The sequence below is a fragment of the Streptomyces sp. T12 genome (assembly GCF_028736035.1).
Classification (GTDB): domain Bacteria; phylum Actinomycetota; class Actinomycetes; order Streptomycetales; family Streptomycetaceae; genus Streptomyces.
In genome coordinates, this window is the sequence record NZ_CP117866.1 from 10,413,130 (window position 1) to 10,439,879 (window position 26,750).

Annotated in this window: 20 protein-coding genes; 9 read left to right on the top strand and 11 right to left on the bottom strand. The window is 70.5% G+C overall.

Features of this window, described 5'->3' with window-relative positions:
- Nucleotides 1–34: 34 nt before the first annotated feature.
- Nucleotides 35–490: a tellurite resistance TerB family protein gene (locus PBV52_RS46720; protein WP_274247816.1), complete on the bottom strand. Its 456-nt coding sequence runs from the start codon at nt 488–490 to the stop codon at nt 35–37.
- 164 nt (nt 491–654) lie between these two features.
- Between PBV52_RS46720 and PBV52_RS46725 the strand changes: the two genes are divergently transcribed.
- The 3 genes from PBV52_RS46725 (at nt 655) to PBV52_RS46735 (ending at nt 3,467) form a co-directional block, all read left to right on the top strand.
- Nucleotides 655–1,812, top strand: a complete 1,158-nt coding sequence (locus PBV52_RS46725; protein ID WP_274247817.1) for an acyltransferase family protein — start codon at nt 655–657, stop codon at nt 1,810–1,812.
- 362 nt (nt 1,813–2,174) lie between these two features.
- Nucleotides 2,175–2,966 (top strand): hypothetical protein, encoded by a 792-nt coding sequence (locus PBV52_RS46730; RefSeq protein WP_274247818.1) that lies wholly within the window; start codon nt 2,175–2,177, stop codon nt 2,964–2,966.
- 108 nt (nt 2,967–3,074) lie between these two features.
- Nucleotides 3,075–3,467, top strand: coding sequence for a VOC family protein (locus tag PBV52_RS46735; RefSeq protein ID WP_274247820.1), 393 nt, complete (start codon nt 3,075–3,077; stop codon nt 3,465–3,467).
- A 51-nt stretch (nt 3,468–3,518) separates the two neighbouring features.
- Here the strand turns inward: PBV52_RS46735 and PBV52_RS46740 are convergent, their stop codons facing one another.
- On the bottom strand, nt 3,519–3,866 hold the full coding sequence (locus PBV52_RS46740; protein ID WP_274247822.1) for a hypothetical protein: 348 nt from the start codon (nt 3,864–3,866) through the stop codon (nt 3,519–3,521).
- Nucleotides 3,867–4,228: 362 nt separating this feature from the next.
- On the opposite strand from PBV52_RS46740, the gene PBV52_RS46745 reads away from it, so the two are divergent.
- On the top strand, nt 4,229–5,128 hold the full coding sequence (locus PBV52_RS46745) for a PhzF family phenazine biosynthesis protein (protein WP_274247824.1): 900 nt from the start codon (nt 4,229–4,231) through the stop codon (nt 5,126–5,128).
- A 115-nt stretch (nt 5,129–5,243) separates the two neighbouring features.
- Here the strand turns inward: PBV52_RS46745 and PBV52_RS46750 are convergent, their stop codons facing one another.
- A complete protein-coding gene (locus tag PBV52_RS46750) occupies nt 5,244–5,903 on the bottom strand; it encodes a hypothetical protein (protein WP_274247827.1) in 660 nt (219 codons plus the stop codon).
- Between the two features lie 93 nt (nt 5,904–5,996).
- Complete coding sequence (locus PBV52_RS46755; RefSeq protein ID WP_274247828.1) at nt 5,997–7,004, bottom strand: polysaccharide lyase family 1 protein; 1,008 nt, start codon at nt 7,002–7,004, stop codon at nt 5,997–5,999.
- 270 nt (nt 7,005–7,274) lie between these two features.
- On the opposite strand from PBV52_RS46755, the gene PBV52_RS46760 reads away from it, so the two are divergent.
- Entirely contained in the window at nt 7,275–10,466 is a 3,192-nt protein-coding gene (locus PBV52_RS46760) for a glycoside hydrolase (RefSeq protein WP_274247830.1), read from the top strand.
- Here PBV52_RS46760 and PBV52_RS46765 read toward each other — a convergent pair.
- The 4 genes from PBV52_RS46765 to PBV52_RS46780 are packed head-to-tail and all read right to left on the bottom strand — an operon-like array spanning nt 10,425 to nt 15,306.
- Nucleotides 10,425–11,492 carry a peptidogalycan biosysnthesis protein gene (locus PBV52_RS46765; RefSeq protein ID WP_274247832.1) on the bottom strand — a complete coding sequence of 356 codons (1,068 nt, stop codon included), beginning with the start codon at nt 11,490–11,492 and terminating at the stop codon, nt 10,425–10,427. The two genes, PBV52_RS46760 and PBV52_RS46765, sit on opposite strands and share 42 nt — an antisense overlap.
- Complete coding sequence (locus tag PBV52_RS46770) at nt 11,489–12,781, bottom strand: MFS transporter (RefSeq protein ID WP_274247834.1); 1,293 nt, start codon at nt 12,779–12,781, stop codon at nt 11,489–11,491. Before PBV52_RS46770 ends, PBV52_RS46765 begins: the two co-directional genes overlap by 4 nt.
- Nucleotides 12,778–13,998, bottom strand: a complete 1,221-nt coding sequence (locus tag PBV52_RS46775; protein WP_274247836.1) for an ATP-grasp domain-containing protein — start codon at nt 13,996–13,998, stop codon at nt 12,778–12,780. Before PBV52_RS46775 ends, PBV52_RS46770 begins: the two co-directional genes overlap by 4 nt.
- 57 nt (nt 13,999–14,055) lie before the next feature.
- Nucleotides 14,056–15,306: an ATP-grasp domain-containing protein gene (locus tag PBV52_RS46780; RefSeq protein WP_274247837.1), complete on the bottom strand. Its 1,251-nt coding sequence runs from the start codon at nt 15,304–15,306 to the stop codon at nt 14,056–14,058.
- Nucleotides 15,307–15,523: 217 nt separating this feature from the next.
- Between PBV52_RS46780 and PBV52_RS46785 the strand changes: the two genes are divergently transcribed.
- The 4 genes from PBV52_RS46785 to PBV52_RS46800 all read left to right on the top strand — a co-directional run bounded on the left by PBV52_RS46785 (nt 15,524) and on the right by PBV52_RS46800 (nt 21,415).
- On the top strand, nt 15,524–16,963 hold the full coding sequence (locus PBV52_RS46785; protein ID WP_274247839.1) for a coproporphyrinogen-III oxidase family protein: 1,440 nt from the start codon (nt 15,524–15,526) through the stop codon (nt 16,961–16,963).
- A complete protein-coding gene (locus PBV52_RS46790; protein WP_274247841.1) occupies nt 16,960–18,027 on the top strand; it encodes a DUF1152 domain-containing protein in 1,068 nt (355 codons plus the stop codon). Before PBV52_RS46785 ends, PBV52_RS46790 begins: the two co-directional genes overlap by 4 nt.
- 353 nt (nt 18,028–18,380) lie before the next feature.
- Entirely contained in the window at nt 18,381–20,018 is a 1,638-nt protein-coding gene (locus tag PBV52_RS46795; protein ID WP_274247843.1) for a sigma-70 family RNA polymerase sigma factor, read from the top strand.
- Between the two features lie 164 nt (nt 20,019–20,182).
- Nucleotides 20,183–21,415 carry a glycoside hydrolase family 88 protein gene (locus PBV52_RS46800; RefSeq protein ID WP_274247845.1) on the top strand — a complete coding sequence of 411 codons (1,233 nt, stop codon included), beginning with the start codon at nt 20,183–20,185 and terminating at the stop codon, nt 21,413–21,415.
- Between the two features lie 26 nt (nt 21,416–21,441).
- On the opposite strand, the gene meaB is transcribed toward PBV52_RS46800, so the two are convergent.
- From meaB to PBV52_RS46815, 3 genes are read right to left on the bottom strand one after another with little or no spacing between them, the layout of a single operon-like run.
- Nucleotides 21,442–22,437: a methylmalonyl Co-A mutase-associated GTPase MeaB gene (gene meaB, locus PBV52_RS46805; protein WP_274247847.1), complete on the bottom strand. Its 996-nt coding sequence runs from the start codon at nt 22,435–22,437 to the stop codon at nt 21,442–21,444.
- Nucleotides 22,434–24,608 carry a methylmalonyl-CoA mutase gene (gene scpA, locus PBV52_RS46810; RefSeq protein WP_274247849.1) on the bottom strand — a complete coding sequence of 725 codons (2,175 nt, stop codon included), beginning with the start codon at nt 24,606–24,608 and terminating at the stop codon, nt 22,434–22,436. The genes meaB and scpA overlap by 4 nt, the downstream gene beginning before the upstream one ends.
- Nucleotides 24,608–26,410, bottom strand: coding sequence for a methylmalonyl-CoA mutase family protein (locus PBV52_RS46815; RefSeq protein ID WP_274247850.1), 1,803 nt, complete (start codon nt 26,408–26,410; stop codon nt 24,608–24,610). The genes scpA and PBV52_RS46815 overlap by 1 nt, the downstream gene beginning before the upstream one ends.
- Between the last annotated feature and the right edge of the window lie 340 nt (nt 26,411–26,750).

Sequence of the window (26,750 nt, forward strand, 5' to 3'; positions counted from 1 at the left end):
CTCGCGTCCGCCCGGCACACGGGATGTCGACCGGTCAGAGGTCGAACTCGTGCGGCGGAAGGTCGAGCGCGTAGCACGCCTCGCGAACGACGGCCTGCTCGTCCTTGTCGAAATCCCCGTCGGCGCCTGCGATGACGATGCCGATCTGGATGACGGCACGCGCCTCCGCAGGCTTCTTCTTCGCCTTGGCGATCTCCTGCATCACGCTCACCTTGCCGAAGTCGAAGTCGGCGGTGAGCCGGTTCAGGTTCTCCTCGAAGCGGCGGCGCAGGTCGTCGGCGGGGAAGTTCTGCAACACCTCGTTGGTCGCGATCAGTTGGGCCACACGCTGCCGCTCGGAAGGGTCGACGGTGCCGTCGGCGGCGGCGACGAGCGCGCACATGGCCATGCTCGCGTCGCGGAAGGCGCCGCTCTTGAGGTCGTTCTTCTTCGCCACCAGCTGGGTCTGCATCGTCGATGCGGACTCCTTGATGCGGTCCCACAGGGCCATGAGAACTCCAAACGCGATAGGGGGCTAGGCGGCCGCCCGGACCGGACGGCCGTAACTTCTACAGTAATGTAGAAGTCAGCAGTCGCTGCTCGGTGGCTCATACGTGTGCGTTCGCACACAGCGCGGTTGAACCGGCGTACGGAGGTGTGCTTAGGGTGCTGGCGATGTCCGCCGACGCCACACCCGTACCCACCGTCACACGCGCACCGCAGCGACAGCAGCAGCCGCTGCCGTCCGCAGGAGCGCGAGCGAGACGGGTCGATCAGCGGGACCCCTTCCTCGACAACGCCAAGTACCTGGCGATCGTGCTGGTGGCGGTCGGCCACGCATGGGAACCGTTGCGGGAGGGAAGCCGGGCCGTCACCACGCTGTACCTACTCGTGTACGCCTTCCACATGCCGGCGTTCGCCGTGATCTCGGGCTACTTCTCGCGGGGCTTCGAGGCGGAACCGCGGAAGATCGGACGCCTGCTGACCGGTGTGGCGCTTCCCTATGTGGTCTTCGAGGTGGCGTACACCCTCTTCACGCGGTGGACCAGCCAGGATCCCGACCGGCCGATCAGCCTGCTGGACCCCCTGTACCTGACCTGGTTCCTGGCGGCGCTGTTCATCTGGCGGCTGACAGCCCCCCTCTGGCGGCTCGTGCGGTGGCCGCTGCCGCTCGCTCTCGCCCTCGCGATGCTCGCCACTCTCTCGCCTTCCATCGGTGACGACCTCGGCCTGCAGCGTGTCCTGCAGTTCCTGCCGTACTTCGTGCTCGGCCTGCTGCTGAAGCCGGAGCATTTCCGGCCGGTCCGCCGCCGTGCGGCGCGCGTCCTGGCCCTGCCGTCCCTCGTCTGTGCCCTCGCGGTCGCGTACTGGGCGGTCCCGCGGATGAACTACGCCTGGTTCTTCCACAGCGACAGCGCCGAGGAACTCGCCGCGCCCGCCTGGTACGGACCCGTGATGACACTGGCCACCTTCGGCTGTTCGGTCGTCCTGGTCGCCTGCTTCCTCGCCTGGGTTCCCGTGCGCCGGACCTGGTTCACCGTGCTGGGCGCCGGCACGCTGTGCGGCTTCCTGCTGCACGGCTTCGTCGCCCAGGCAGCCAAGTACTGGGGCTGGTACGACCCCGCCTGGATCCGGCAACCCGCCGGTGAGCTCACCGTCACACTGGTCGCGGCCCTGGTCATGACCGCGCTGTGCGCTCCTGTCGTCCAGCGGGTCTTCCGCCGCGTGACGGAACCACGGATGGCGTATGCCCTACGGGATCGGGAACTGCGTTTCGGCCACAAACGTCGTGCACGCCGCGGTCGTACAGTGCGGCCACGTTCGGGTGGTTGACCTGGGCCGCCGCGACGCCCTCCCGGTCGAACCGCATGGGCAGATCGGGATCGATGCCGTCGTCGAGGACGAGCAGCTTGAGCGCGACCTCGCGGGCGCAGGTCGCGGTCCCACGCGGCCCACACCTCGCCCATGCGGTGACGAACAGTACCGACGCGTGAGGCCCGGTCACGATCTCGGTGTACTGACCGCGCTCAAGGCCGACCAAACGCGAGACCTCTCGGGCGGCCCGGCGATAGAGTCCACACGTGCGTTGATCTTCCGGGCGGTGGCCGAGCGCCGCCGCAGACGGTCCCGGGCGACCCCTTCAGAGGGGGCCGCCCGGTCGGCATACCCGTCATCACTCCACCGGAGATCACGCAATGACCGCTCAGCAGCCCCTCACCTACGACGCCTTCATCGAACTCGCCGCCGCTGATTCAGCCGTCGTCGGCTTGGTCCTCAAAGGCTCCCGGGCCCACGACGGCATGACCACCGACCACTCCGACCACGACTTGTACGTCGTCCTCGCCGACGGCGCGGCAACGACCCTCACCCGGTTCACGGGGCACCGCACAGCAGAACTCGACCTCGTCATCGTCTCCCTCGACGAGTTCCGCGCCGCCGGAATGCCGGGCTTCGAGCGGTACGCCCTGGCCCGCGCCCGGATCGTGCTCGACCGACTCGACGGCACGATCGCCGAGATCCTGGCCGACAAGGCACGGCTCGACGCCGACGAAGCCTTCCGGGACGCGGGTGCGTGGCTCGACGCCTACGCCAACTCCCTGTACCGCTCGATCAAGAACGACCGCGACGGACATGCGCTCGCGGCCCGGCTCGACGCCGCCGACAGCATCAGGTTCCTCCTGGAGCTGCTCTTCGCTCTCGACCGTCGCCCCCGCCCCTACAACAAATACCTGGAGTGGGAGCTTGCCCGGTTCCCGCTGCCCGGCTGGGACACCGGCATGCTGCTCGACGCCGTGGACCGCATCTCAGAGACAGGCGACGCATCCACACAGCGTCGCCTCTTCGCCCACGTCGAGGCATCGGTCCGGCGGGCCGGACACGGCGCGGTGCTGGACGCCTGGGGCGAGGACCTGCACTTGATGCGTCGGCATCCGCAACGCGAAGCCGGGCGAAACGGCTTGAGAGGCGGCATCGCTTCGTGCGGGTGAAGGACGCACGACCATCCGGACGCCGCCCGCGCGGCGTGCGTCCGGCTTCGGTGCGCGTGGTGTGCCCTGAGAGGTCAGGACGGCTCACGCGTGAAGGAGACACACGGCATGCTCGGACGATCGCAGGCGTTCAGCGGCTTCTCGGTCGACGACCTCGGCGAGGCCCGCCGGTTCTACGGTGAGGTTCTCGGCCTTGAGGTGGAGGAGACCGGCGAGGGGGACATGCGGATGCTGCTCGTCAAGCTCGGCAGCGGCGCGCAGGTCTTCGTCTACCCCAAGGAACAGCACACCCCCGCCACGTTCACGATTCTCAACTTCCCCGTGGACGACATCGAGGCCGCGGTCGGCGAACTGGAGCGACGCGGCGTGACCCTTGAGCGCTACGCCGGATTCGACCACGACGACAAGGGCATCGTCCGGGTCGGCAACGGCGGCCCCGCGGCGATCGCCTGGTTCACCGACCCCGCCGGGAACGTCCTCTCCGTGCTCCAGGAGAACTGACCGACCGTCCGGTGCTGCGCCGGCTTCCGGCATGCCCGGGGACAGCGGCCGTCACAGCGTGAAGTCGATGACCTGTCCGTCGGTCTCGATGGTGGCGCCGCTGATGTTGAGGGAGTCGTAGCAGCCGTGACTGCTGAAGACCTGGACCCACTGGCCGGCGGGCACGGTGACGGAGATGTCCTTCGCCTGGCCGACGGTGAAGTCGCTGTGGCAGGTGTAGACGCCTGCCGTCTGGGTCATGACCGAGTCCCCGTCGGTGATCGTGACGCGGAGGGTGGCGGTGACATCGGCCTGGGCCGCGGCCGACGCGGGTGTCGTGAGAGCCAGCGCGCCTGCCGCTGCGAGCCCTGCGGCCAGGGCGGAGACGCGGGTGCGGCGGAGGGCGGGACGAAGGCGCATGAAGAACTCCGGATTCTCGGCTCCGGGCGCTCTGTTGCGCCGGAGTGGGGGTGCCTCGAAACGGTTGTCGGCGCTGTGGGGAAGCGCCGTCCCGGATTATTGAACATTCCACATCTCGCACGCCACATCAGCTTCGGCCATGTTCCCGTGCAACGGCAGACACGTACTCGCCCCGTGACCGCCACGACCCCCGTCGACGAAACGCCGGGCGCTGGCAAGATCGCGTCGACGGACCATTCGCGTCCATCACGTGGCGCTGCCCCGTGCGGGGCCCCATCCTGTGGCATCGCGGCCGGAAGCCGTGTCGCTCCGGTGCCCCGCGGCCGGGAATCGGTGCGCCGGCGCGCTGGTTGTCGTACGGCATGGAGATCAACGAGCGGGCCGTCGACGCCCCCGATGTGCTGCACTACACCGCCTTCTCGTCCCACCCGGACGGCGGCAACCCGGCGGGCGTCGTCCTGGACGCCGCGGGCCTCGACGACGCCGAGATGCTGGCGATCGCCGCCAAGTTGGGTTACAGCGAGTCCGCGTTCCTTACCGGTCCGCCGGAGGAACTGGAGGGACCGGGTGGGGAGCCTGGGCGGGCCTTCACCATTCGTTACTTCAGCCCTCAGGCGGAGGTGCCCTTCTGCGGCCATGCCACCGTCGCCGCCTCCGTGGCCTTGGCCGAGCGGATCGGTCCGGGCGATCTGGTCTTCGCCACCCGCGCGGGTACGGTGCCGGTGACGGTCACCCTTGAGGCGGACGGCACGCTCCGGGCGACATTGACGAGCGTGGAGCCCCGTGTCGAAGAGATCGCCGCGGAGGAACTGGCCGAGGCGCTGGCGGCGCTGGGCTGGCCGTCGGCGGACCTCGACCCGCTGCTGCCGCCCCGCATCGCCTTCGCAGGCGCCCGGCATCTGGTGCTGGGGGCCGGCAGCCGGGAACGGCTCGCCGATCTCTCGTACGACTTCGAGCGGCTCGCCGCCCTGATGCGGAAACTGGACCTGACGACCGTGCAGCTGGTGTGGCGTGCCGCGGACACCGTCTTCCACGTCCGCGACCCCTTCCCGATCGGCGGCGTAGTGGAGGACCCGGCCACCGGCGCCGCAGCCGCCGCCTTCGGGGCGTACGCGCGTGAACTCGCCCTGGTGCCCGCGGAGTCGGTGCTCACTCTGCACCAGGGCGAGGACATGGGCAGGCCGGGTGTGCTGACCGTGACCCTGCACGCCGGAGACCCGAAGGTCCGGGTCAGCGGCGCGGGCACGCGCATGCCCCGGTAACGCTGGGAGGGGCGGAGCTCCTCGACGTCGTAGGGATCTGCCGGGTGGGTTGGTGCCCGGGAGCGCGTCTCCGCGCCCGGGCGGCCTGGGCACTCCCGGGCACCAACCCCTCGGATCACAGGCCGTCGCGCACCATCGCGGCGACGATCTGGACGTGGCGGTCGGCCGCGGTGTTCGAGAACTCGTTGTCGTAGTTCAGGCCGTACGGCCAGAAGTGGCCACCGCCGGTGGAGATTTTGGCGCTCGCACCGTCGAACTGCCTGACCAGCGCCGTGGCCTGGGCACCGGTCCAGGTGCCGCTGCCGCCCAGGCGGGACCAGCCCGAGCTCGTCCCCACGCCGATGGTGTGGGCGATCTCGTGCAGTGCGGTCCGCTCGTTCATGTAGCTGCGGTTGCCGAAGCGGATGGTTCCGTTGATGTTGCCGTCGGCGGTGGGTACGCCCGGGTCGTAGCGGACGGTGATGGTCTTGCCGAGGTCGCTGAGGTTGTTGTAGCGGGCCACCGCGGCGTTCATGGCCTTGGTGATGAGGTCGTAGGCGGTGCGCTGGTCCTCGGTGGGGTTGCCGGCGCGTTCGAGGGTCCAGGTGATGGTGGCCGCCGCCGATACCTGCCCCTGCGAGGCAGAGGTCGACGCAGATCCCGGCGCGGTCTGCGCGGTGGCCTGCGCGATGCCCGGGCCTGCCAGGACGGCGGCTGACAACGCGGCGACGACCGCCTTGGTGCGCCAGGGTATGGGCGTGCGCCGAGTGGGCAGCGGGGCTCGTCGTGAACTCATCGGGGGTCCTCCTGTGGGGGGTTGGCCGTCGCGTGTGTGTTGGGGGGGGCGACGGTTGATCTGTCGGCCCGCTGAGGATGCGGGCGGAGCCGTTCAGGTGCCGGTCTTCCCGACGCCCGCCCCGGCCCGGACGAGGGAGGGCACGTCGGTCGCGCGGTCCAGCGTGTACGCGTAGTAGGTGCGCGGCTCCGTCACCGTCCCGTTGGTCTCGCAGGCACCGGTCCCGGCGCCGGCGAAGGCGTTGTCGCGCTGGACCAGCCGACCCGGTCCCGACTCGTCGTAGCCGCCGGCCGAGTAGCAGGGGTGGGGGACTGCTTCGAAGTAGTTGCCCTCGACCAGCACGCCCGCGTTCATGGTCGACGCGACGCCGTAAAGGGCGTTGCCCTTGTAGTAGTTGTTGTAGACGTGCACCGGTTCACCGAACCGCACGCGCGGATGCCGCTGTCGCGACCCGTCGAAGAAGTTGTGGTGGATGGAGACCTTCAACTTGCCCGTGTCCTGGCCGCTGTTGGCGTCGGAGTGACCGAGCAGCATGCTCTTGTCGGTCTTGTTGAACCAGTTCCAGGACACGGTGACGTACTGGGAGCCGCGCACGATGTCGACCGCCCCGTCGACCGGGGCGACGAACTCGTTGTGGTCGATCCAGATGTGGTGCGACTCCTGGCCGACGTTGACGGCGTCGTCCTCGGCGGCGGTGAACCTGATGTTCCGCACGATGACGTTGTGGGAGCGGTAGAAGTCCAGGCCGCCGCCGTTGATGACGGCCGAGGAGCCGACTCCGACGATGGTCTTGTCGGGCCGTACGCCCTGCTTGCTGGTGATGTCGATGGTGCCCTGGACCCGGATGACCAGCGGGCCGGTCGTGTCGATGTACTCCAGGAACTGCTCGGTGGTGGTGGCGGTCACGGTCGGGCCGCCGGCTCCGCCGGTGGTGCCGTGCTGGCCGAGCGCGTCGACGGCGGCGAAGCCGGTGGGGGAGGTCTCCGCCAAAGGTGCCGGCCTGTTCTCGGCGGCGGTGCCGGACGGCATCGTGATCGTGCAGAGCAACAGGGCGAGCGTGAGAGCGGGGACGCCGCGTGCGGCGCGTGACGACGACCTCATGCTGTTCCTCCCGGGGCGAGGGGCGGATCTTGTTCGGTCGTGCGAAAACACGGACGGGTACGGCAGCCGGCCAAGTAGGCGGAAAGCGCTTTCTCAGGTTTCCCGGAGATTAATCAGATGCCTTGGGCATGTCAATGACGTCGCCGAACCCCCACGTGCGACCCCAACTCGTCCGCCATCTTGACGAGTTCATTACCGTCCCCGAGCATTCCCTGAGCGCGATTCCTTCTGTTCGGTTCTGTTCAGCTCTGTGTTGTGGAAGGGAGTGCCGTGCCCCAACGGCATCGCATCGTCCGGGCCTTGGCGTCGACGGTTCCTCTGGTGCTCGGCGCGAGTCTCGTAGCCGCCGCGCCGGTGGCGAGCGCGGCGGACCCGGCACCGCGGAGCGCGGTCACCGTGCGGATCGACCCCTCCTACCAGCAGCAGGAGTTCGAGGGCTGGGGCACGAGCCTCGTCTGGTTCGCCAACGCGACGGGCGGCTACCCGGAGCCCATCCGAAGACGGCTCGTGGACATGCTGTTCGGTGCGGACGGTCTCCGCCTCAACATCGCCCGGTACAACATCGGCGGTGGCAACGCCCCCGACGTCCGCAAGGACTACATGAAGGCGGGCGCCACCATGGAAGGCTTCTGGAAGGCCCCCGAGGGGACCACCCAGAAGGACATGGACTGGTGGGACCCGAACAACCCGGACCACTGGAACTGGGACGCCGACGCCGGCCAGCGCTGGTGGGTGGACCAGATCAAGGACAAGGTCACCCGCTGGGAGGCGTTCAGCAACTCACCGCCCTGGTTCCAGACGGTGAGCGGTTACGTTTCCGGCGGCTTCGACGCGAGCGCCGACCAGATCCGCGCCGACCGCGTGGACGACTTCGCCACCTACCTGGTGCGGGTGAGTGAGCGTCTGGAGCAGGCGCACGGCATCGAGTTCGACACCGTCGACCCGCTCAACGAGCCCAACACGCCCTACTGGGGCACCCAGATCGGAGCGGACGGCCGGCCCACGGGCGGGCGTCAGGAGGGTGCGCACGCGGGCCCGGAACTCCAGCAGAAGGTCGTCCTCGCGCTGGACAAGGCGCTCGACGGCGCCCGGACCGGCGCGGAGATCTCCGCGATGGACGAGACCAACCCCGGCATCTTCACCCAGAACTGGAACGCCTACGGCACCCCCGCCCGCGCCGCCGTCGACCAGCTCAACGTGCACACCTACGGCACGGGCCAGCGCACCAGCGCACGCGACATCGCCAAGGGCGCGGACAAGAAGCTGTGGATGAGCGAGGTCGAGGGCACCTGGGGTACCGGCACCGACTTCACCGGCATGGAACCGGGACTCGGCATCGCCACCCGGATGGTCGACGACATGCGTGAACTGGAGCCCTCGGCCTGGGTGTTCTGGCAGCCGATCGAGGACGCCATCCCGCAGGCCGCGGCCGGCAAGAACTGGGGCAGCATCCACGTGCCGTTCAACTGCACGGCCGAGGACACCCTGGAGACCTGTCCGGTCCGGGCCAACTCCAAGTTCCACACCATCCGCAACTTCACCCACTACATCCGTCCCGGCGATCACTTCGTGAAGGCCGACGACCCGTCGAGCGTCGCCGCGGTGCAGCAGAACGGCCGTACGGCGACCGTGGTGCATGTGAACGGCAGCACCTCCGCGCGCTCGGTGACCCTCGATCTCTCGCGCTTCGGCAAGGTCGCGCCGCGGGCCACCGTCACTCCCGTGGTCACGAGCAGCGACGGCGCCCTGGTGCGCGGCACCCCGGTCCGGGTGACCGACCGGTCCGCCACGCTCACCGTCCCCGCCAAGTCGGTCACGACCTTCCTGGTCGAGGGCGTCGGTGGCGTGGCGCGCGATGCCGCTCTCGTGCAGCCCGGGCATGTCTACCGGCTCCAGGGCGCCCAGAGCGGCAAGTCGTTGGCGCCGTCGGACGACGGCAACGGCGTCGTCATCCGTACGACCGACGCCGAAAGCGCGGAACAGCTCTGGTCCGTACGGCAGTTGACGCCCGGCACCGACAACCGCGAGCGCTACGCCCTCACCAGCGCCAAGACCGGCAAGCGGCTCGCCGTACGCGACGATCAAGCCGTCCTGGAGGAGCCGGAAAGCGGCCCGGTCCCCGAGGCCGCGCAGTGGATCATGTCGACGACCGGCGACGGCACATGGACGTTCGTGAACGCCGCCACCGGCCGCCTGGCCGACGTCGCCGGGCAGTCGACCGCGGACGGCGCCAAGGTGTCCACGTACACCCCGACCTCGGCGGCGAACCAGCGCTGGACCGTGACCGACGAGACCGTGCTGCGCACCGCTCGGGCCGAGGCGTTCACCGTCCCCGGCCTGCGGCCCGAGCTGCCGACGACGGTGACGCCGGTGTTCCGGGACGGCGCCCGGGGCGCGCTCCCCGTCGTGTGGAACCTTCCGCCGGACCGCACGTGGCGCGATCCGGGCACGGTGCGGGTCCGGGGCGAGGCGACCGACGCCCTCGGACGGAAGGTCCCCGCGCTCGCAGTCGTCACCGTCGACACGATTGCCTCGACCCTTCCTGGACGTGCCAAGACCTACGTGGGCGGCACGCCGGACCTTCCGGCGACGGTCGTCGGCGTCGGCCGGAACGGCGGCCGGGCCGACCTTCCGGTGGCCTGGGACCCGGCCCCCGACGGGGCGTTCGACGCGACCGGCACGGTGACACTGCGCGGCGTCGCCCAGGTCGTCGGCGGCGACACCGTCCACGCGGCCGTGCGCGTGCAGGTCACGGAACCGGTGGAGACCAACATCGCCGCGGACGACGGCGTCTCGGTCGACGCCACCTTCACCGAGAGCGGGTACTCCGCGGAGCGCCTGCGCAACGGCGACCTGTCCGAGAAGGCCTGGTCCAACTGGAAACCGGGGAACACCAAGAACCCCTCCGACAGCGTCACCTTCACGCTGCCGAAGCCTCGTGACCTGAACCGGGTCGTCGCGCACTTCTACCGGGACGGGAGCAGCGCCTCCTTCCCCGAGAGCCTGAAGGTGCAGGTACGGGCGTCCGGCACCGGTACGTGGGTCGACGCGGGCGACCCCGTGGCGGTCGGCACCGAGGGCACGCCGGTGGTCGACGTCCCGTTGGAGACGGGACCGGCGTCACAGGTGCGCGTCGTCATGACCGCGCGTCAGGGCGGCTACCTCACCATGAGCGAGATCGAGGTGTACGCCAAGAGCCCCGGGGTCTCCTCGGATGCCGCCGCCGCATCCGTCGAGGTGTCCGGAAAGGCGATCCCCTCCTTCGACCCGGACACGGCCACCTACCGGGTCGTCACCGACGCCCCGAGCCGAAGCCGCGTCACGGCGACGACACGCGATCCCTACGCCACCGTCGCCGTCGACCGTCTCGACGAGCCCGGCGGGGCGGTGGCGGTCGTCTCCGTGACCAGCGAGGACGGGTCACGGACCCGGACGTACCGGATCCATCTCGTACGACGCTGAGGTCGTCGTCGCGGGTGAGGCGCCCGTGCGCGTGTCATGCAGGGCGTACAGCCCGCTGACACGCGCACCGCGCAGGCGCTTGGCCTCGATGGCCTTCATCCCGGCGTGCACGGCGGTGGTGCCATGGCGGTACGCGTCCTCGATGGGCGCGTAGTAGGTGAGGGCGAAGTACGCGAAGGGGGCCGGGCGTTCGGGGTCGATGCCGACGGCGCGCAGCCATGTGGTGCTGCCCTGGTGGTAGTAGAGACAGAAGCCGGTCATGAGGGGGCCGTCGTAGGCGGCGACCACGCGGGCGAGGTCTCCCATGGCGTCGGCCTGCCGTCTCAGCAGGCTCGTCATGGCGTCGGTGTCGTCGCCGTGGCCGTGGGATTTCTGCAGCGCCGCGAGGAGGCGTCCGGCGTCCTCGTAGCAGTCGGCGAGGCGTTGGCGGCGTACATCGAGGCCGGCCGCTTCGAAGGCGGCGCGTTCGTGACGTATCGCGACGCGGCGCTTGGACGGCAGTGAGGCGAGATAGTCGTCGAAGCCGTCGCCGGGCAGTGGAATCGTCGCGTCGTCCTCCAAGCGGTGTGGGGGCGTGCCGTACAGCGGCGCTAGCCGTCGCGTGGCGGACTCGGTCAGATAGGGCCACCAGTGACTGGTCCCGTGCCGCTCGGCGTGGTCGCGTGCCGCCTCGCGGAGCAAGGCCAGGCAGTGGGCGTCGAGGTCCTCGGGAAGGTGCGGGGCGGTCAAGGGCGTGTTGTGGTAGCCGCGCCGGGCGCCTGCGATCACACGAGGCTTCTGCGTGCCGGGCGGCAGGTGCGTGGGCTCGTAGTAGGTGTTGGGTTCGCGGTGCACCAGGTACAGCGGTGCGGCCGCGACGAGGGTCCCGTCGTGGTCGCGGATCAGCGCGTACGAGGCCGTCGCGGTGGGGTCGCCCTCCTCGCCGGCGAGCCAGCGGTGGGACAGGTACACACCCGCGTGCTGCGCGAGCCGGTCCCAGTCCGCCACGGGCACCGCGTCGACGCTGCTGACGATCTCGGTCTTCATGTGCGCTTCCTTCCGCCCTGCGGGGCAGGGGACTTGAGGGCGGGGACCGCGGCAAGGGCCATGAGGCACGCCACGCCCTGGACGGTCCACGGCAGCAGGGCATGGGCGTCGAGGAGGCCGGTGAACAGGGCGGGTGCGGCGATGTTGCCCGAGGACCAGGAGAGTTGGTACAGGCTCTGCCTGCTGCCGCGTGCGGCGGTCGGGGTGAGCGTGACGGACAGCTCGCTGACGGCCGGCGAGTAGAAGATCTCGGCCAGGCTGAACAGGACGATCGCGGTGACCAGTGCGGGCCATGCGGGGATGCCGGTCGCGGGCAGCGCGGGCGCGGCGAACGCGAGCATGGCTCCCACCAGCAGGACCTGCCCCAGGGCGAGGGTGTGTTGGGGCTGCTCGGGGGCGGCGTGCGCCGTCAACGGGCTGGTGAGCGTGGCGACCATCGCGGTGTTCACCACCAGCAGGATGCTCGCGGACCAGGCGGGCAGTCCGAGCGTCTCGGTGGCGTACACGGCGATGAGCACCGAGAGCATGGCCTGGGACAGGACGAAGGGGATGTTGCAGGCCACCAGGAGCAGGTAGCGGCGCATGTCGCCGGCACCGGGCCTCTTGCCGACCTCTCGGTGTTCGCTCGGTGACCTCTCGCTGTCCGCCGCCTGCGCAGGGCTCGTGGGCACGCGGGCGAAGCAGAGCGCCGCCAGCAGATACAGCGGCCCGGCGGTGACGACGAGCCACGTCAGGGCGTTCGTGCCGAACAGGGCGAGCGCGCCGGCCGCCAGCAGCGCCCCGACGCCGATGCCGATGTTGCGCAGGCTGCCAGTGAAGGCGAACCAACGGCGCCTCTCCGCGGCCGGTGCGGCGTGCAGGATCAGCGTGCGCTGCGCCGTGTAGTAGGCGTTGATGCCGGACTGCACCAGAAGGTAGGCGCCGGCGATCTGCCAGGGACGCTCGGCGAGGAGGAAGGAGAGAAACCCGGCGGCGCTGACGACGTTGGCGGTGACGGTGAGGTGCTTCGGGCCACGCCGGTCCATGAAGCGTCCGGCGACGAAGACGACGGGCAGGGCGGTCAACTGGCCGACGGTGACGGCCGCTCCGACCGCAGCGAGGGGCAGATCGCGCAGGGTCGTGAAGTAGAGCAGGCCGAGCGGCAGGAGCATGCCGTTGCCGAGGGAGTCGATGAGGTTGCCGGTGATGAACCGGCCGTGGCCGCGCGTGTCCGGAAGTCCGAGCACACGACGCAACCGGGGCACGCGGGGTCCGAAACGGGATCGGCGTGGCTTGACGGTGTCGGTCATGGGGTGAGCAGGGCTCGGATCTTGTCCAGGATCTCCTGACGCGGCCAGCCCCCTGTCCGATGCAGCTCCTCCAGTTGCTTGACGGTCTGTTGCTCGTCGCCCTCGGCGAGGGTGAACACGACGATGTCGCCGTGACTGGTGTCGTCGATGACCAACTCATGGGCGGTCACGAGATTCAGACGAGCCGTCAGCTCAGCACGCACGGACTCCGGCAGGCGCTCGGGGGAGAGGAACTCGATGGCCCATCCCGTACGTCGCACAGGGGCCGGGGTGTGGTCGCCGCGGGCCATGCCGGTCAGGGCGGCGAAGGTGTTGGTGCCGGAGGCGGCGCAGGACAGGGTGGTGGCGCCGCCGATGCGCGGGTTGATCTCCAGGATCACGTACCGCGAACCGGTGTAGATCATGTCGACGTTGACGGAGCCCTGGACGCCGAGTTCCTCGCACAGGGCGGTCAGCTTGGCCGCGACGGGTGCGAAGTCGGCGTCGGCCCGTGGTCTGGGGCCGCACCAGCGCAGGTCGGCGAAGGTGAACACGGGCTCCGTGCCCGCCGTGCCCGTCCAGCACACCGGCAGTACGCGGTACTTGCCGGGCTCGCCCACGATGTCCACCGAGCACAGCGCGCCGGTGACGCACTCCTCGAGCACCGCCGACACCTCGGGCGGATCGGCGAGGTACGCGTCAAGGGCCTCGGCGTCGGGCAGGGCCCTGATCCCCATGCTGGTGGAGTCCCACAACGGCTTGGACAGGAGCGGGTAGCCGATGCCGTCGGCGGATACACGCAGGGCGTCCGCGTAGGCGGGGAACGCCACGCCGCGCCCGGCGAGCAGATCGGAGTCGACCTTGACGCCGCGCGGGGTGTCCAGGCCCGCGCGGAGGAGGAGTCGCTTGGTCTCCCACTTGTCGCACAGGGCCAGGGTCGACGGCAGCGGGGTCATGACCGTGGGGATGCCCTGGGCGTCGAGGAGTTCCTTGACGGTGGCGTCCCGTAGTGCGTTCTCGCAGGGCAGGGAGATGGAGACGGCGGCGTCCGCGCCCCACTCGGCGACCTCCCGGGCGAGTTCGGCGGGGGTGACGGCGGCGTCGAGGCGGCGGCGCTCGCCGGGGAAGTCCCCTTCGTCCGCCGTGCCGTGCGTGTGGAACAGGCAGCTCTCGATGCCGAGTCGGGCCAGCTCACGGACGCATCGCTGGATATACGGGTCGGCGCGCCGGATCTCCACGGACCGCAGAAACGCGATCCTCTGAACAGGATTCTGGACGGGACTACGTCGCACGGGTCAGCTCACTTTCACTCGGGAGTCGGCGATCACCTGGTCGGCAAGTCGGCGGGCCTCGTCGACGGACGCGGCACGCGCCACGACGTGCCCCACCCGCCCGGAACTGTCGGCCGGTTCGGGCACCCGCTGGCCGGGACGGATGTGGATGTGGCTGTGGGTGCCGGGCACGTCGGGGATGACGACCTCCTCCACCACCCCCGCCCGCTCGGGCAGCAGGAAGAGCAGCGCGGCCGCCGCGTCGCGGGTCGGTGCGGTGTGCGGCACCTGCCCGGTCACGGCCTGCAGACAGGCGGCCGCTTCGCTGACGCCGGTCGCGGTCTCGACGATCTCGCAGATGTTGTCCCCGGGCAGCCGGGCCCCGGTCTCGATGACGATCGGCCCGCCGCCCGGCGGGATCTTCACCTCGGTGTGGGCGATGCCGTTGCGCACTCCGACGGCGAGCGCGGCACGCGCCGCGGTGTCCTGGATGGCCCGCACCGTGCGCGGGTCGAGACCGGCAGGACAGGAGTGCCCGGTCTCCACCCGGTAGGTGCCCGCCGTGGTGTCCTTGCGGACCACGGGCAGGGGGTAGGGCACGCCCTTGTGCACGACCGTGTCGGCGGAGAACTCCTCGCCGGGCACATAGCTCTGCAGCAGCACCCGCGGGTCCAGCGGCAGACCGTGCGGTTCGGCGCGGGTGAACCGACCGGCGGCGGCCACCGCGGCATCGAGTCCGTCCGGGCCCGCCACCACGCTCACGCCCCAGGAGCCGCCCTGCTCGGCCGGCTTGACGACGAGCGGCCACCCCAGCCGCCCGGACGCGGCCACGTCATGGGCCTGTTCGGCGGTGGCGACCACCGCTTGAGCCGGGGCCGGTACGCCCGCCGCACGGAACGCCTCCGCCATGGCGATCTTGTTGCGGGCGGCCTTGGCGCGCAGCGGATCGTTGCCCGGCAGCCCGAGGCGTGCGGCGAGCATGGCCGCCAGGGGGGTCAGCAGCTCCCAGCAGGCCGCGACACCCGCGATGCGGCGCGCACGGCAGAACGCCTCCATGTCGTCCAACGCGCGTGCGGTGTCGGCGAGTTCGGTCAGGCACACCCCGGCGAGGCTGCGGGTCAGCCACGGCTCGTAGCCGGCGTGAACCCGCTCGTCGGTGGCCGCGTACAGCCGTATGCCAAGGCGGGCCGCGGCCTTCACGAGGAAGGGGCCCGCGTTGCCCATGGGCTCGATCACCATCACGCCGGTCACGCCCGGCTCGTCGCTGCTGTCCACTCGCCCAGTGGATCGGTCGCGGCGGTGCACCGTCCATCGGGCTGTTCTCTGAAAACAACTCGCTGCTGACAGGGCCGAGTTGGCGGAAGCCACAACATTGACGCCCTGTCGGCATGGGGGAGTTGGTGCACAACACCGATAGCTTCAACAAAATGTTGCGTGTTCGGATCGGGGTGCACGGTCAACCGAACGGCATGGTGCGAAGGAGTCATCCATCGTGAACAGCCCGCACGACCAGCTCGCCGAGTACATCCGACAGGGCGTCATCCCCCCGTACCAGTACTCGTATCCGCCCCGCTCCACCTACCGCCCGCTCGACGAGGGCGCCTGGGACGTCCACGACGTCTGGGCGAAGGACCTGGGCAGCTACCAGGTGCCCGAGCTCAACCTCTATCTGCACGTCCCGTTCTGCCGCTACAAATGCGGGTTCTGCAATCTCTACACCGTCATATCCACCGACGAGGACCTGTACGACGCCTACACCGACGCGCTCTGTACCCAGCTCCGCGACCACGCGGAGATCATCCGGGCGCGCCGGCTGCGCACGGTCTACATCGGCGGCGGCACGCCCGCGCTGCTGTCGACCCGGCACTTCGAGCAGATCTTCGGCACCCTCGGCGAGATCTATCCCAACTGGCGTTCCACCGTCGAGGAAGTGGCCCTGGAGGCAACACCGGACTCCATCGTCGCCGACCCCGACGGCTTCGGGCGCCTGCTCGACATGGGACTGACGCGCGCGAACATCGGCATCCAGTCGCTCGTCCCGCAGGAGATCCGCGAAGCGGGTCGGGGCCAGGCGAGCGAGGACGTCATCCGTAAGGCCGTCGAGATCGTCCACGAGCGCGGACTGCCGGACCTGTCCACGGACTTGATCATGGGGTTCGCCGGGCAGACCCCCGAGACATGGCGGCACTCGGTGGACGAGCTGGCCGAGCTCGCGCCGACGACGATCTCCACCTACTTCCTCACGGTGCGACCCGACGCGTGGTTCTCCAAGACAGGCGCGTACCAGTACATGTGGAGGCCGGAGCTGTACGAGCGCTACGACTACGCCCGCGAGGTGTTCACCGCCCACGGCTACGTGCAGGAAGGCTCCGTCCGCTACAAGAAGCCCGGCCGCGGCGGCTACGTGCAGAAGGTCCTCACCTTCCACGGCGTGCCCCTGCTCGGCCTCGGTGTCGGCGCCCGCTCGTACACCTCCGTCCTCGACTACATGACCGGCAGCGTCAAGCCGTCCCTGGCCGAGGTCGCCGACTACATCGACAACGCCAGGGCCCACCGTCTGCAGCCCACGACGGGGTTCGCCCTCACCCCGGAGGAGATCGTCCGCAAGCGGCTCGTGCTCGACACCTTCGACCTCGACCTGTCCGAACTCGACCGCTTCGGCCTGGACACGATCGCCCCCGAGGTGACCGAGATCCTCGACGCCGCCCAGGCCAACGGACTGGTCCACCGCGTGGGCCCGCGCCGCGTCCAACTCACGCCCAAGGGCTTCAAGTACCGCGACATCCTGTCCTGGATGTTCTACTCCGACGACGTCAAGGACCTCGACCGCGAGTACTACGAGGGCCTGCACGCAACGAACGCGCGGGCGCGCAAGAACATGGGCACGCCGGTGCGCATCACCGGGATCGGCACCGCCCGGGAGACCGTGTGAGCGACCTGTTCATCGCCGCGGGCGGCGGCGGGGACCCCGTGGGCACTGCGATCACCGCGGCGACCGTGGGCCGCGTCCTCACCGGCACGCCCCTCGGCGAGACCACGATCGCCACGTTCGCCTGGGAACGCCTCGAAGTCGACCCCACCCCCGGCCCGCTCGGAGTCGTCCACTTCACCGGCCTCGCGTACCGAGCGGGCCTCCCGGTGATCACCCCCGCCACGCGGCCGATCGCGCCCGCCGGCTCCACGCTGCCCGGCCTGGCCGCGGACCTCACGACGCGCCTGGTCCTGCTCGACCCTTTGCGGGGGCTTGCCGCGATGGCGGAGCAGATCCGACGGCTCGCGGACACCGGACACGACCACGTCCGCATCGTCGACGTCGGCGGCGACATCCTCACGCACGGCGACGAGGACACCCTGTGCAGCCCTCTGGTGGACGCGCTGGCCCTGGCCGCGTGCAGGATCGCCGGGGTGCCCGCCACCGTGTACGTCGCCGGTCCGGGAACCGACGGGGAGGTCCCCCAGAAGGACGTCCTGGGCCGCCTGAGCGGCGATGCTCTCACCCCACTCGCGCAGGACGTCGCCGCGATCCGAACGGCCCTGGCCTGGCATCCCTCGGAGGCGTCCGCCCTGTTCGCGGCGGCGGTCGACGGCGTACGCGGACCGGTCCGTACGGTGAACCACCTCATCCCGCTCACGGACGCGTCCGCCGGCATCCACTCCACGAGCCTGGACGACGCCCTCGCCCACAACGCGGTCGCGGCCCACCTGCTCGGCGTACTGCCGACGACCCTGGAAGCCGCCGCCGATCTCTCGGCCGAGCTCACGCAGATCCACGAGCTCGACCGGGAGCGCGTCGGAGCAGGGGAGCCGTCGGCACCCGCCCGGGCCGCCCTGCCCTGGGACGCACAGGCCGCACGGGAGGCGATACGGGAAGCGGCGCAAGGTGCCCCTCACGTCACCCTCCGCTTCGCCGCCCGCGCTCTCGGCCTGACTTGGCGCCGGATTCCGTCCCTGCGCGCTCTGTTGGGTGTCGAGGGGCCGGTGCTCGCCTTGTCCTGACATCGGAACGTCGATGCGGCGCCGGAGGAAAACCCGCGCCGCATCGACCCATCAGGCCGTCGAGATGCCGTGACGCCACCTGGCTCGCCCCATCTACGAGGCACCCATGCGGCGTCGCCCACATAGGCCGCGAACTATGACGAGGATGGGCGTACTCGGACAGGCCGACAGTCCCATGCCGGCGCGCCGAATCTCTCAGTGCCCCTCGATGTGACTTTCCCCATTGCGCCGCCCGACCGGCCCCGTGAGTCTCTCGTGGAACATGCGTCCGAAGAACTGTTATCCCGGGCCCACCGATCGATCTCCCAAGTATCGGACAGCATCGTTCGGCGTCGAGGACAGGGAAGTTTTTGATGAGTGCAGAGCGCGCGAGGGAGTCGGCGGCACTGGTGGCCGCTGCCCGAAACGGCGATCCGGAGGCTCAGGACGCCCTGGTCGGGGCATACCTTCCGCTGGTCTACAACGTCGTGGGCCGGGCTCTGAACGGCTCGGTCGACGTCGACGACGTCGTGCAGGACACCATGCTCCGTGCCCTCGACGCGCTGGGCGGTCTGCGTGACCCCGAGAGCTTCCGCTCCTGGCTCGTGGCCATCGCGATGAACCAGGTACGGGCGCACTGGCACGCCCGGCAGTCGGCCCCGGGCACGGTCGAGGAGGCCCAGGACCTCGCGGATCCGGGCGCCGACTTCGTGGACCTGACGATGGTCCAGCTCCAGTTGTCCGGGCAACGACAGGAGACCGCACGGGCGACACGCTGGCTGGAGCCCGACGACCGAGGCCTGCTGTCGCTCTGGTGGCTGGAGTGCGCCGGTGAACTGACCCGCTCGGAGGTGGCCGAGGCCCTGGAGCTGTCGCCGCAGCACACGGCGGTCCGGGTGCAGCGGATGAAGGCGCAACTGGAGGCGGCCCGCGTGGTGGTGCGGGCGCTCGACGCACGGCCGCGCTGCGAGGAGCTGAGGGGTGTGCTGGCGTCCTGGGACGGTCGGCCCTCGGCGCTGTGGCGCAAGCGAATAGCCCGGCATGCCCGTAGTTGCGCCCATTGCTCAGGATTGTGGAGCGGGTTGATGCCCGCGGAGGGGCTGCTGGCCGGTCTGGCGCTGATCGCCGCGGCGCCCGCCTTGTGGGAGAGCGTGCTCTCGGCCTCCGGCGGGATGGCCATGGTCGGCTCGGCGTCCCGGCTGCCCGCGTCCGGCGGCCGTGGCGGATCGGGCCGGGGTTCCGGACACGGCGGCGGGCGCGGCCGGGCCGTCTCCCGCAGTGAGGCCCGTCGACGCCGACGTATCCGCCGCCGGGCCGTCGGAGGTGCCGTCGTGGCGGCCTGCGTGGCGGGGGGCGGGCTGTGGTACTTCGACACGGAACCCGGGACGGGGAGCGAGGAGGCGACGGCCGCGCGGGCCGCCGGCGCTCCCTCCGTGGACCTCGCGGAACCCAGCCTTGTCGAGACCTCCCCGTCGGTCTCGAAGTCTCCGTCACCGTCCGCGTCACCCTCGAAGAAGGCGAGCCCCTCCAAGACCCCACGCCCGACCAAGAAGAGCGTGCCGACTCCCCGGCCGTCCACTCGGCCGACTCGGAGCGCTTCCAGCACCCCGCAGGCGCAGCCGACCCCGACGGGCGCCGTCGCGCAGGTGGTCGCCCTGGTGAACAAGGAGCGGGCGGACGCCGGCTGCGGTCCCCTCACGGAGGACCCGCAACTGAACCAGGCCGCACTGGGCCACTCCGAGGACATGGACGCCCGCGACTTCTTCGACCACACCAACCCGGACGGCGCCGACCCCGGGCAGCGGATCACCGCCGCGGGCTACACCTGGTCCACGTACGGGGAGAACATCGCCCAGGGCCAGCAGACCCCGGAGGCGGTGATGGACTCGTGGATGAACAGCCCCGGCCACCGCGCCAACATCCTCAACTGCTCGTTCAAGGACATCGGCGTGGGTATCCACGAGGGCGCGGGCGGCCCGTGGTGGACCCAGAACTTCGGCGCCAAGCAGTGAAGCCGAGTGCCGTGTGCGCGGCACCGGCCGTCACGGCGTGAGGTGCTCGACCTGCTCGACTGGTTCACACTCATGAACATTTCTCACGTGGGTGTACAGCGCCGCGCGTGTCATGCAAGGCTCGACCAACTCCTTTCTCCCGTTGACCAGTTGGAGGGACAGGCATGACTGTTTCCCGGCGCACTGTGCTGGCCACGGCGGCCGGCGCCGCGGCGGCATGTGCTTCTACCGCACCAGCCGCGGCCGCGGGCGAGACCGCCGACCGGTCACCGGCACCGACCCTGCAAAGGCTCCGCGCGGCGGCCGACTACGCGGTCGAGAAGCTCCGCACCGTCGCACCGACCGTGACCGCCTTCCCCGTCGGCACGAAGTTCGAGAAGTGGGTCTACTCGCAGAACGGCGACTGGGTCGGCGGGTTCTGGCCGGGCACGCTGTGGATGGCATGGCTGTACAGCAAGGACGAAGCCTTCCGCGCACGGGCACTGGCATCGGCGGAGAAGCTGGCCCCCCGTCAGTACGACACGGGCACGCACGACCTCGGCTTCCTCTTCTCCCCGTCCTGGGTCACCGCCTGGCGGCTGACGGGCGACGACGCATGGCGGACCGGCGCGGTACGGGCGGCCGACTCCCTGATCCAGCGGTACAACCCGCGCGGGCGCTTCATCAGGGCCTGGGGCGCACTGACCGATCCGAAGAACGCGGGCCGCGTCATCATCGACACGATGATGAACCTCGACCTGCTGGCGTTCGCGAGCCGGCAGACCGGCGACCCGAAGTACCTGGACATCGCCGTGGAGCACGCGAAGACCGCTCAGCGGGTCTTCCTGCGCCCGGACGGATCGACCCCGCACGTGTACGACTTCGACCCGGACAGCGGGGCGCCGATCGGCCCGGACACCGTGCAGGGGTACAGCCCCACGTCGTGCTGGTCACGCGGGCAGGCGTGGGGACTGTACGGGTTCACCACGATGTACCGGCGCACCGGAAACCCCCAGTTCCTGGCCACCGCACGCAGACTCGCGGACTTCGCGGTGGGGGCGCTGACCCCGGACCACGTTCCGGTCTGGGACTACCGAGCCCCGCAACAGCCCCACGACATCAAGGACGCGTCGGCCGGCGCGATCATGGCGTGCGGCCTGCTCGACCTGGCCACGGCCACCGGTAGGCCTGCCTACCGCGAGGTGGCGCTACGGCTGCTCACCGCACTGTCGGAGACCTGCCTGACGAAGAACTCGACTCGCGCCGAGGCGGTCGTGGCCCGCTGCACGCGCCACCGGCCGGCCGAGGACGGGATCGAGATCTCCCTTCCCTACGCCGACTACTACCTGCTGGAAGGCATCCTGCGCGTACTGCAGCCGCAGGACGTCGACCGAGCGATCGACCTGTCCATGCCGTAGACCTCGGCGGGCAGGGGCGCGGTCGGTCAGGACGGGCTCGTGTTGCTCTTCCCGCCGAACGCCCCCAGAATCCGCTCCGCCGCCAGCGTCGCCGTCAACTCGCCCTCTCTGACCCGCCGTTCGAGGTCGGGGGCCAGTGCCCGTACCGCACTGTCGGCGTGCAGGCGGCCCAGCAGTTCGTCGCGGACCATGGTCCAGGTCCAGTCGACCTGCTGGTCCCGGCGTCTGGCGGCGAGCCGTCCGGTGGAGTCCAGCAGGGTGCGGTGCTGCTCCAGCCGCTCCCAGAGCACGTCGAGGCCGGCCGACTCGCGCGCGCTGCAACTGAGCACCGGCGGTGTCCAGAACGCGTCCTTGCCGTGCATCAGCCGCAGCGCGCCCGCCAGTTCGCGCGCGGCGGCGCGGGCGTCGCGTTCGTGCGGGCCGTCCGCCTTGTTCACGGCGATCACGTCGGCCAGCTCCAGGACACCCTTCTTGATGCCCTGCAGCTGGTCGCCGGTGCGGGCCAGTGTGAGCAGCAGAAACGTGTCGACCATGTTCGCCACGGCCGTCTCCGACTGTCCCACGCCGACCGTCTCGACCAGCACCACGTCGTAACCGGCGGCCTCCATCACGACGATGGACTCACGCGTGGCCTTGGCGACCCCGCCGAGCGTCCCCGCGGTGGGGGAGGGGCGTACGAAGGCCGCCGGGTCGACGGCCAGCCGTTCCATGCGCGTCTTGTCGCCGAGGATCGAACCGCCCGTACGGCTCGACGACGGGTCGACGGCCAGCACGGCCACCCGATGCCCGAGCCCGGTCAGCATCGTGCCGAACGCGTCGATGAACGTCGACTTGCCCACGCCCGGCACACCGCTGACGCCGATCCGCCGGGCCCTGCCGCTGTGCGGCAGCAGCTCGGTCAGCAACTCCTGTGCCAGGGCGCGGTGTTGCGGGCGCGTCGACTCCACGAGCGTGATCGCGCGGGCCACGATCGCGCGCTTGCCGTCCAGCACGCCCTTCACATAGGTGTCAAGATCGATCACAGCTCATGCCCGAGGTCGGCCGACAGCCGCTTGACCAGGTCGTACGCCGCATCCGGGATCACCGTCCCCGGCGGGAACACGGCGGCCGCGCCCATCTCCAGGAGCGTGGGCACGTCCTGGGGCGGGATCACCCCGCCGACCACGATCATGATGTCCTCGCGGCCCTCCGCCGCCAGTTCCTCCCGCAGCGCCGGCACGAGCGTGAGGTGACCGGCGGCCAGCGAGGACACGCCCACGATGTGCACGTCCGCCTCGACCGCCTGGCGGGCAACCTCGGCGGGCGTCTGGAACAGCGGGCCGACGTCCACGTCGAAGCCGAGGTCGGCGAAGGCGGTGGCGATCACCTTCTGGCCGCGGTCGTGGCCGTCCTGGCCCATCTTGGCGACCAGGATGCGCGGGCGGCGGCCCTCGGCGTCCGCGAAGGCGTCCACCAGGGTGCGGGTGCGGTCCACGTTCGGGGACTCGCCTGCTTCGTTGCGGTACACGCCGGAGATCGTACGGATCTGGCTCGCGTGCCGGCCGTACACCTTCTCCAGGGCGTCGGAGATCTCCCCGACGGTCGCCTTCGCGCGGGCCGCGTTCACTGCCAGCTCCAGGAGGTTGCCCTCGCCCCCGGCGGCCCGGGTGAGCGCGTCCAGCGAGTCCTGGCACACCCGCTCGTCGCGCTCCTCGCGCAGTCGGCGCAGCTTCTCGATCTGCTGGGCGCGCACGGAGGAGTTGTCGACCTTGAGGACGTCGATCGCCTCGTCGTTCTCCACCCGGTACTTGTTGACGCCGATGACCGGCTGCCGCCCGGAGTCGATACGGGCCTGGGTGCGGGCCGCGGCCTCCTCGATGCGCAGCTTGGGGATGCCGGCGTCGATGGCCTTGGCCATGCCGCCCGCGGCCTCGACCTCCTGGATGTGCTGCCAGGCCCGGCGCGCGAGGTCGTACGTCAGCTTCTCCACGTAGGCGCTGCCGCCCCACGGGTCGATGACCCGGGTCGTGCCGGACTCCTGCTGGATCAGCAGCTGCGTGTTGCGGGCGATCCGCGCGGAGAAGTCGGTGGGCAGCGCGAGCGCCTCGTCGAGGGCGTTGGTGTGCAGCGACTGGGTGTGGCCCTGGGTGGCCGCCATCGCCTCGACGCACGTGCGCGTGACGTTGTTGAACACGTCCTGCGCGGTCAGCGACCAGCCGGAAGTCTGCGAATGGGTGCGCAGGGAGAGGGACTTGCTGTTCTTCGGGTCGAACTGCTTGACCAGCTTGGCCCACAGCAGGCGGGCCGCGCGCAGCTTGGCGATCTCCATGAAGAAGTTCATGCCGATCGCCCAGAAGAAGGAGAGGCGAGGCGCGAACGCGTCCACGTCCAGGCCCGCTTCACGGCCCGCCCGGATGTACTCCACACCGTCCGCGAGCGTGTACGCCAGCTCCAGGTCGGCCGTCGCGCCCGCCTCCTGGATGTGGTAGCCGGAGATGGAGATGGAGTTGTAGCGGGGCATCCGCTGCGAGGTGAAGGCGAAGATGTCGGAGATGATCCGCATCGACGGCTTCGGCGGATAGATGTAGGTGTTGCGGACCATGAACTCCTTGAGGATGTCGTTCTGGATGGTCCCGGCCAACTTCTCGGGCGGTACGCCCTGTTCCTCGGCGGCGACGATGTAGAGCGCCAGCACCGGCAGCACGGCGCCGTTCATCGTCATCGACACGGTCATCTTGTCCAGCGGGATGCCGTCGAAGAGCTGCCGCATGTCGTAGATCGAGTCGATCGCCACGCCCGCCATGCCGACGTCGCCGGTCACGCGCGGATGGTCGCTGTCGTAGCCGCGGTGGGTGGGCAGGTCGAAGGCGACCGACAGGCCCTTCTGACCGGCCGCCAGATTGCGCCGGTAGAAGGCGTTGGACTCCTCGGCGGTGGAGAAGCCCGCGTACTGGCGGATCGTCCAGGGCTGGTTGACGTACATCGTCGGGTACGGGCCGCGCAGATACGGGGCCATGCCCGGGTACGTGCCCAGGAAGTCCAGGCCCTCCAGGTCGGCGCCGGTGTAGAGCGGCTTGACCGTGATGCCCTCCGGGGTCTCCCAGAGCAGGTCGTCGCCGTCGGCGGCCTTCTTCACAGCCGTACGCCACTCGTCGGGGCCGCCGTCGGCGGTCGGCACCCCGAGTTCGATCCCGGAGAAGTCGGGGACGGACATCACGACACTCCCATGCGGTCGAGGCTGGCGGTGAGCACGGCGACGGCGTCGCAGCCCGCGAAGACGTAGCCGTCGACACCGGAGTACTGCCCGGGGCGGCCGGCGAGGAACACGTGCTCGGCGCCCGCCGCCCGCAGTTCGGCGGCGACGGAGTCCGCCTGCTCCTCGTACAGCGCGTCGCTGGAGCACAGGCAGACCTCGCGCGCCCCGCTGTCCGCGAAGGAACCCTCGGTGACGGGCTCGATGCCGCCCGCCTGGAAGAGGTTGGCGGCGAAGGTGAGCCGGGCGGTGTGCGCTGCGGCGGGGCCCAGCGCGGCCAGATACACCCGGGGCCGGGAGCCGGTCGCCGCGAGGTGGGCGTCGGAGCGGGCGCGCAGCGCCTCGAACGCCTCGTCGCGTCGCACCCGCGGCAGCCCGCCGGACAGCGGCTCGGGCGCCGGCTCGCGCACCACCGGCTTCTCGGCCAGATGCGGGAACTCGCTGACGCCGGTGACGGGTTCGCGGCGCTTCGCGAGCTTCGCGCTGCGCACGGACCAGGTCTCGGCCAGCCGTTCCCCGACCATGCCCGAACGCAGTGCGGCGGCGTGCCCGCCGGCCTTCTCGATGCTCTGGAAGAACTCCCAGCCCGCGTGGGCGAGTTCGTCGGTGAGCCGCTCCACGTACCAGGAGCCGCCGGCCGGGTCGATCACCCGGGACAGGTGCGACTCCTCGATGAGGATCGTGGAGGTGTTGCGGGCGATCCGGCGCGCAAACGCGTCCGGCAGGCCCAGCGCGTGATCGAACGGCAGCACGGTCACCGCGTCGGCGCCGCCCACCCCGGCGGCCAGCGTGGCCACCGTCGCGCGCAGCATGTTCACCCAGGGGTCGCGCGGCGTCATCATCACCGTGGAGGTGACGGCGTGCTGCACCTGCTGCCCTGGAGCCCCGCACACCTCGGCGACCCGCGCCCACAGCCGGCGGGCCGCGCGCAGCTTGGCGACGGTCAGGAACTGGTCGGCGGTCGCCGCGTACCGGAACTCCAGCTGTGCGCACGCCTCAGCGACGCTCAGCCCGGCCCCGGTCAGCTCCCGCAAGTACGCCACGCCGGTCGCCAGCGAGCAGCCCAGCTCCTGCGCGGCCGAACCGCCCGCCTCGTGGTACGGCAGCGCGTCCACGGTCAGCGCGCGCAGGCCCGGGTAGGCGTCCGTGCACTGCCGGGCGAGCCCGGTCACCTGCGCCATGTCGTACGACTGCCCGGTGCGGGCCTCGTGCCCCAGCGGATCGGCGCCCAGGTTGCCGCGCACCGCCTCCGGCGCCACGCCCCGCTCCTCGACGACGCGCAGCAACTCCCGCGCGGCGGGCTCGACTTCGGCACCCGCTTCGAGAACCACCGGGGCCAGGTCGAGGTACACGCCGTCGAGCACCGAGGCGAGCGAGGAGACCGGGATGCCGAAGTCGCCGACGGCCAGCCACAGCGAGGTGACGCCGTTCTCCAGGTCGGTCAGGACGGCGCTGCCGTCGGCCGCCGCGTGTCGCTGGCGTACGTCCCAGCCGCCGGCCGTGTTGCCCTCGGGCCGGCCACCGCGTACGAACGGGGCGAAGCCGGGCAGGCCGGGGTCGGGCGCGGCGTCGCGCGCGGTGTACAGGGGGCGGGTGGTGAGCCCGTCCTCCAACAGCGTGGACAGGGCGTTCTCCGCGGCGGCACCCGAGACTTCCTTGCCCGACTTGCGCAGGACGCCCTCGACGAGGCGCTGCCACTGCTCATGTGTCGCTTCTGGGAACTCGGCGGCCAGGGAGAGCCCGTCGTCAGGCAGGACCGTCATGCTCGGATGCTAGGACAGATCAACAAAGGAGCAGCAGTGGGCACGGCTGTGACCTTGCCCTCCCCGTGCCTGTGACCGCGGCCTCGCCGTGTTGCCCTTGAAGCCCCGCAGGTCACCTGCTACGGCAGCATGCGCGCGTCGGCGAGCGCCGGTTGCCGCAGGGCGAGGAAGAGACCCGGAGCTGCCCGTGCCCCGACCTCCATGAACCCTTCTGAACCCCTCCGAACGCCTCCGAACGCCTCCGAACGCCTCCGAACGCCTCCGAACGCCTCCGGCCGGGATCGTCACTCATGCCGGCACCGGGCGTCAATGGCCTTACACGGCCGCGATCCCTCGGTTC

Excerpts from the sequence above, each read along its gene's own strand:
- PBV52_RS46800 (WP_274247845.1), top strand. The coding sequence starts at position 20,183 with ATGACTGTTTCCCGGCGCACTGTGCTGGCCACGGCGGCCGGCGCCGCG.
- PBV52_RS46735 (WP_274247820.1), top strand. The coding sequence starts at position 3,075 with ATGCTCGGACGATCGCAGGCGTTCAGCGGCTTCTCGGTCGACGACCTC.
- PBV52_RS46795 (WP_274247843.1), top strand. The coding sequence starts at position 18,381 with ATGAGTGCAGAGCGCGCGAGGGAGTCGGCGGCACTGGTGGCCGCTGCC.
- PBV52_RS46765 (WP_274247832.1), bottom strand. The coding sequence starts at position 11,492 with ATGAAGACCGAGATCGTCAGCAGCGTCGACGCGGTGCCCGTGGCGGAC.
- PBV52_RS46750 (WP_274247827.1), bottom strand. The coding sequence starts at position 5,903 with ATGAGTTCACGACGAGCCCCGCTGCCCACTCGGCGCACGCCCATACCC.
- PBV52_RS46740 (WP_274247822.1), bottom strand. The coding sequence starts at position 3,866 with ATGCGCCTTCGTCCCGCCCTCCGCCGCACCCGCGTCTCCGCCCTGGCC.
- PBV52_RS46725 (WP_274247817.1), top strand. The coding sequence starts at position 655 with ATGTCCGCCGACGCCACACCCGTACCCACCGTCACACGCGCACCGCAG.
- scpA (WP_274247849.1), bottom strand. The coding sequence starts at position 24,608 with ATGTCCGTCCCCGACTTCTCCGGGATCGAACTCGGGGTGCCGACCGCC.
- PBV52_RS46745 (WP_274247824.1), top strand. The coding sequence starts at position 4,229 with ATGGAGATCAACGAGCGGGCCGTCGACGCCCCCGATGTGCTGCACTAC.
- PBV52_RS46730 (WP_274247818.1), top strand. The coding sequence starts at position 2,175 with ATGACCGCTCAGCAGCCCCTCACCTACGACGCCTTCATCGAACTCGCC.
- PBV52_RS46815 (WP_274247850.1), bottom strand. The coding sequence starts at position 26,410 with ATGACGGTCCTGCCTGACGACGGGCTCTCCCTGGCCGCCGAGTTCCCA.
- PBV52_RS46755 (WP_274247828.1), bottom strand. The coding sequence starts at position 7,004 with ATGAGGTCGTCGTCACGCGCCGCACGCGGCGTCCCCGCTCTCACGCTC.
- PBV52_RS46770 (WP_274247834.1), bottom strand. The coding sequence starts at position 12,781 with ATGACCGACACCGTCAAGCCACGCCGATCCCGTTTCGGACCCCGCGTG.
- PBV52_RS46720 (WP_274247816.1), bottom strand. The coding sequence starts at position 490 with ATGGCCCTGTGGGACCGCATCAAGGAGTCCGCATCGACGATGCAGACC.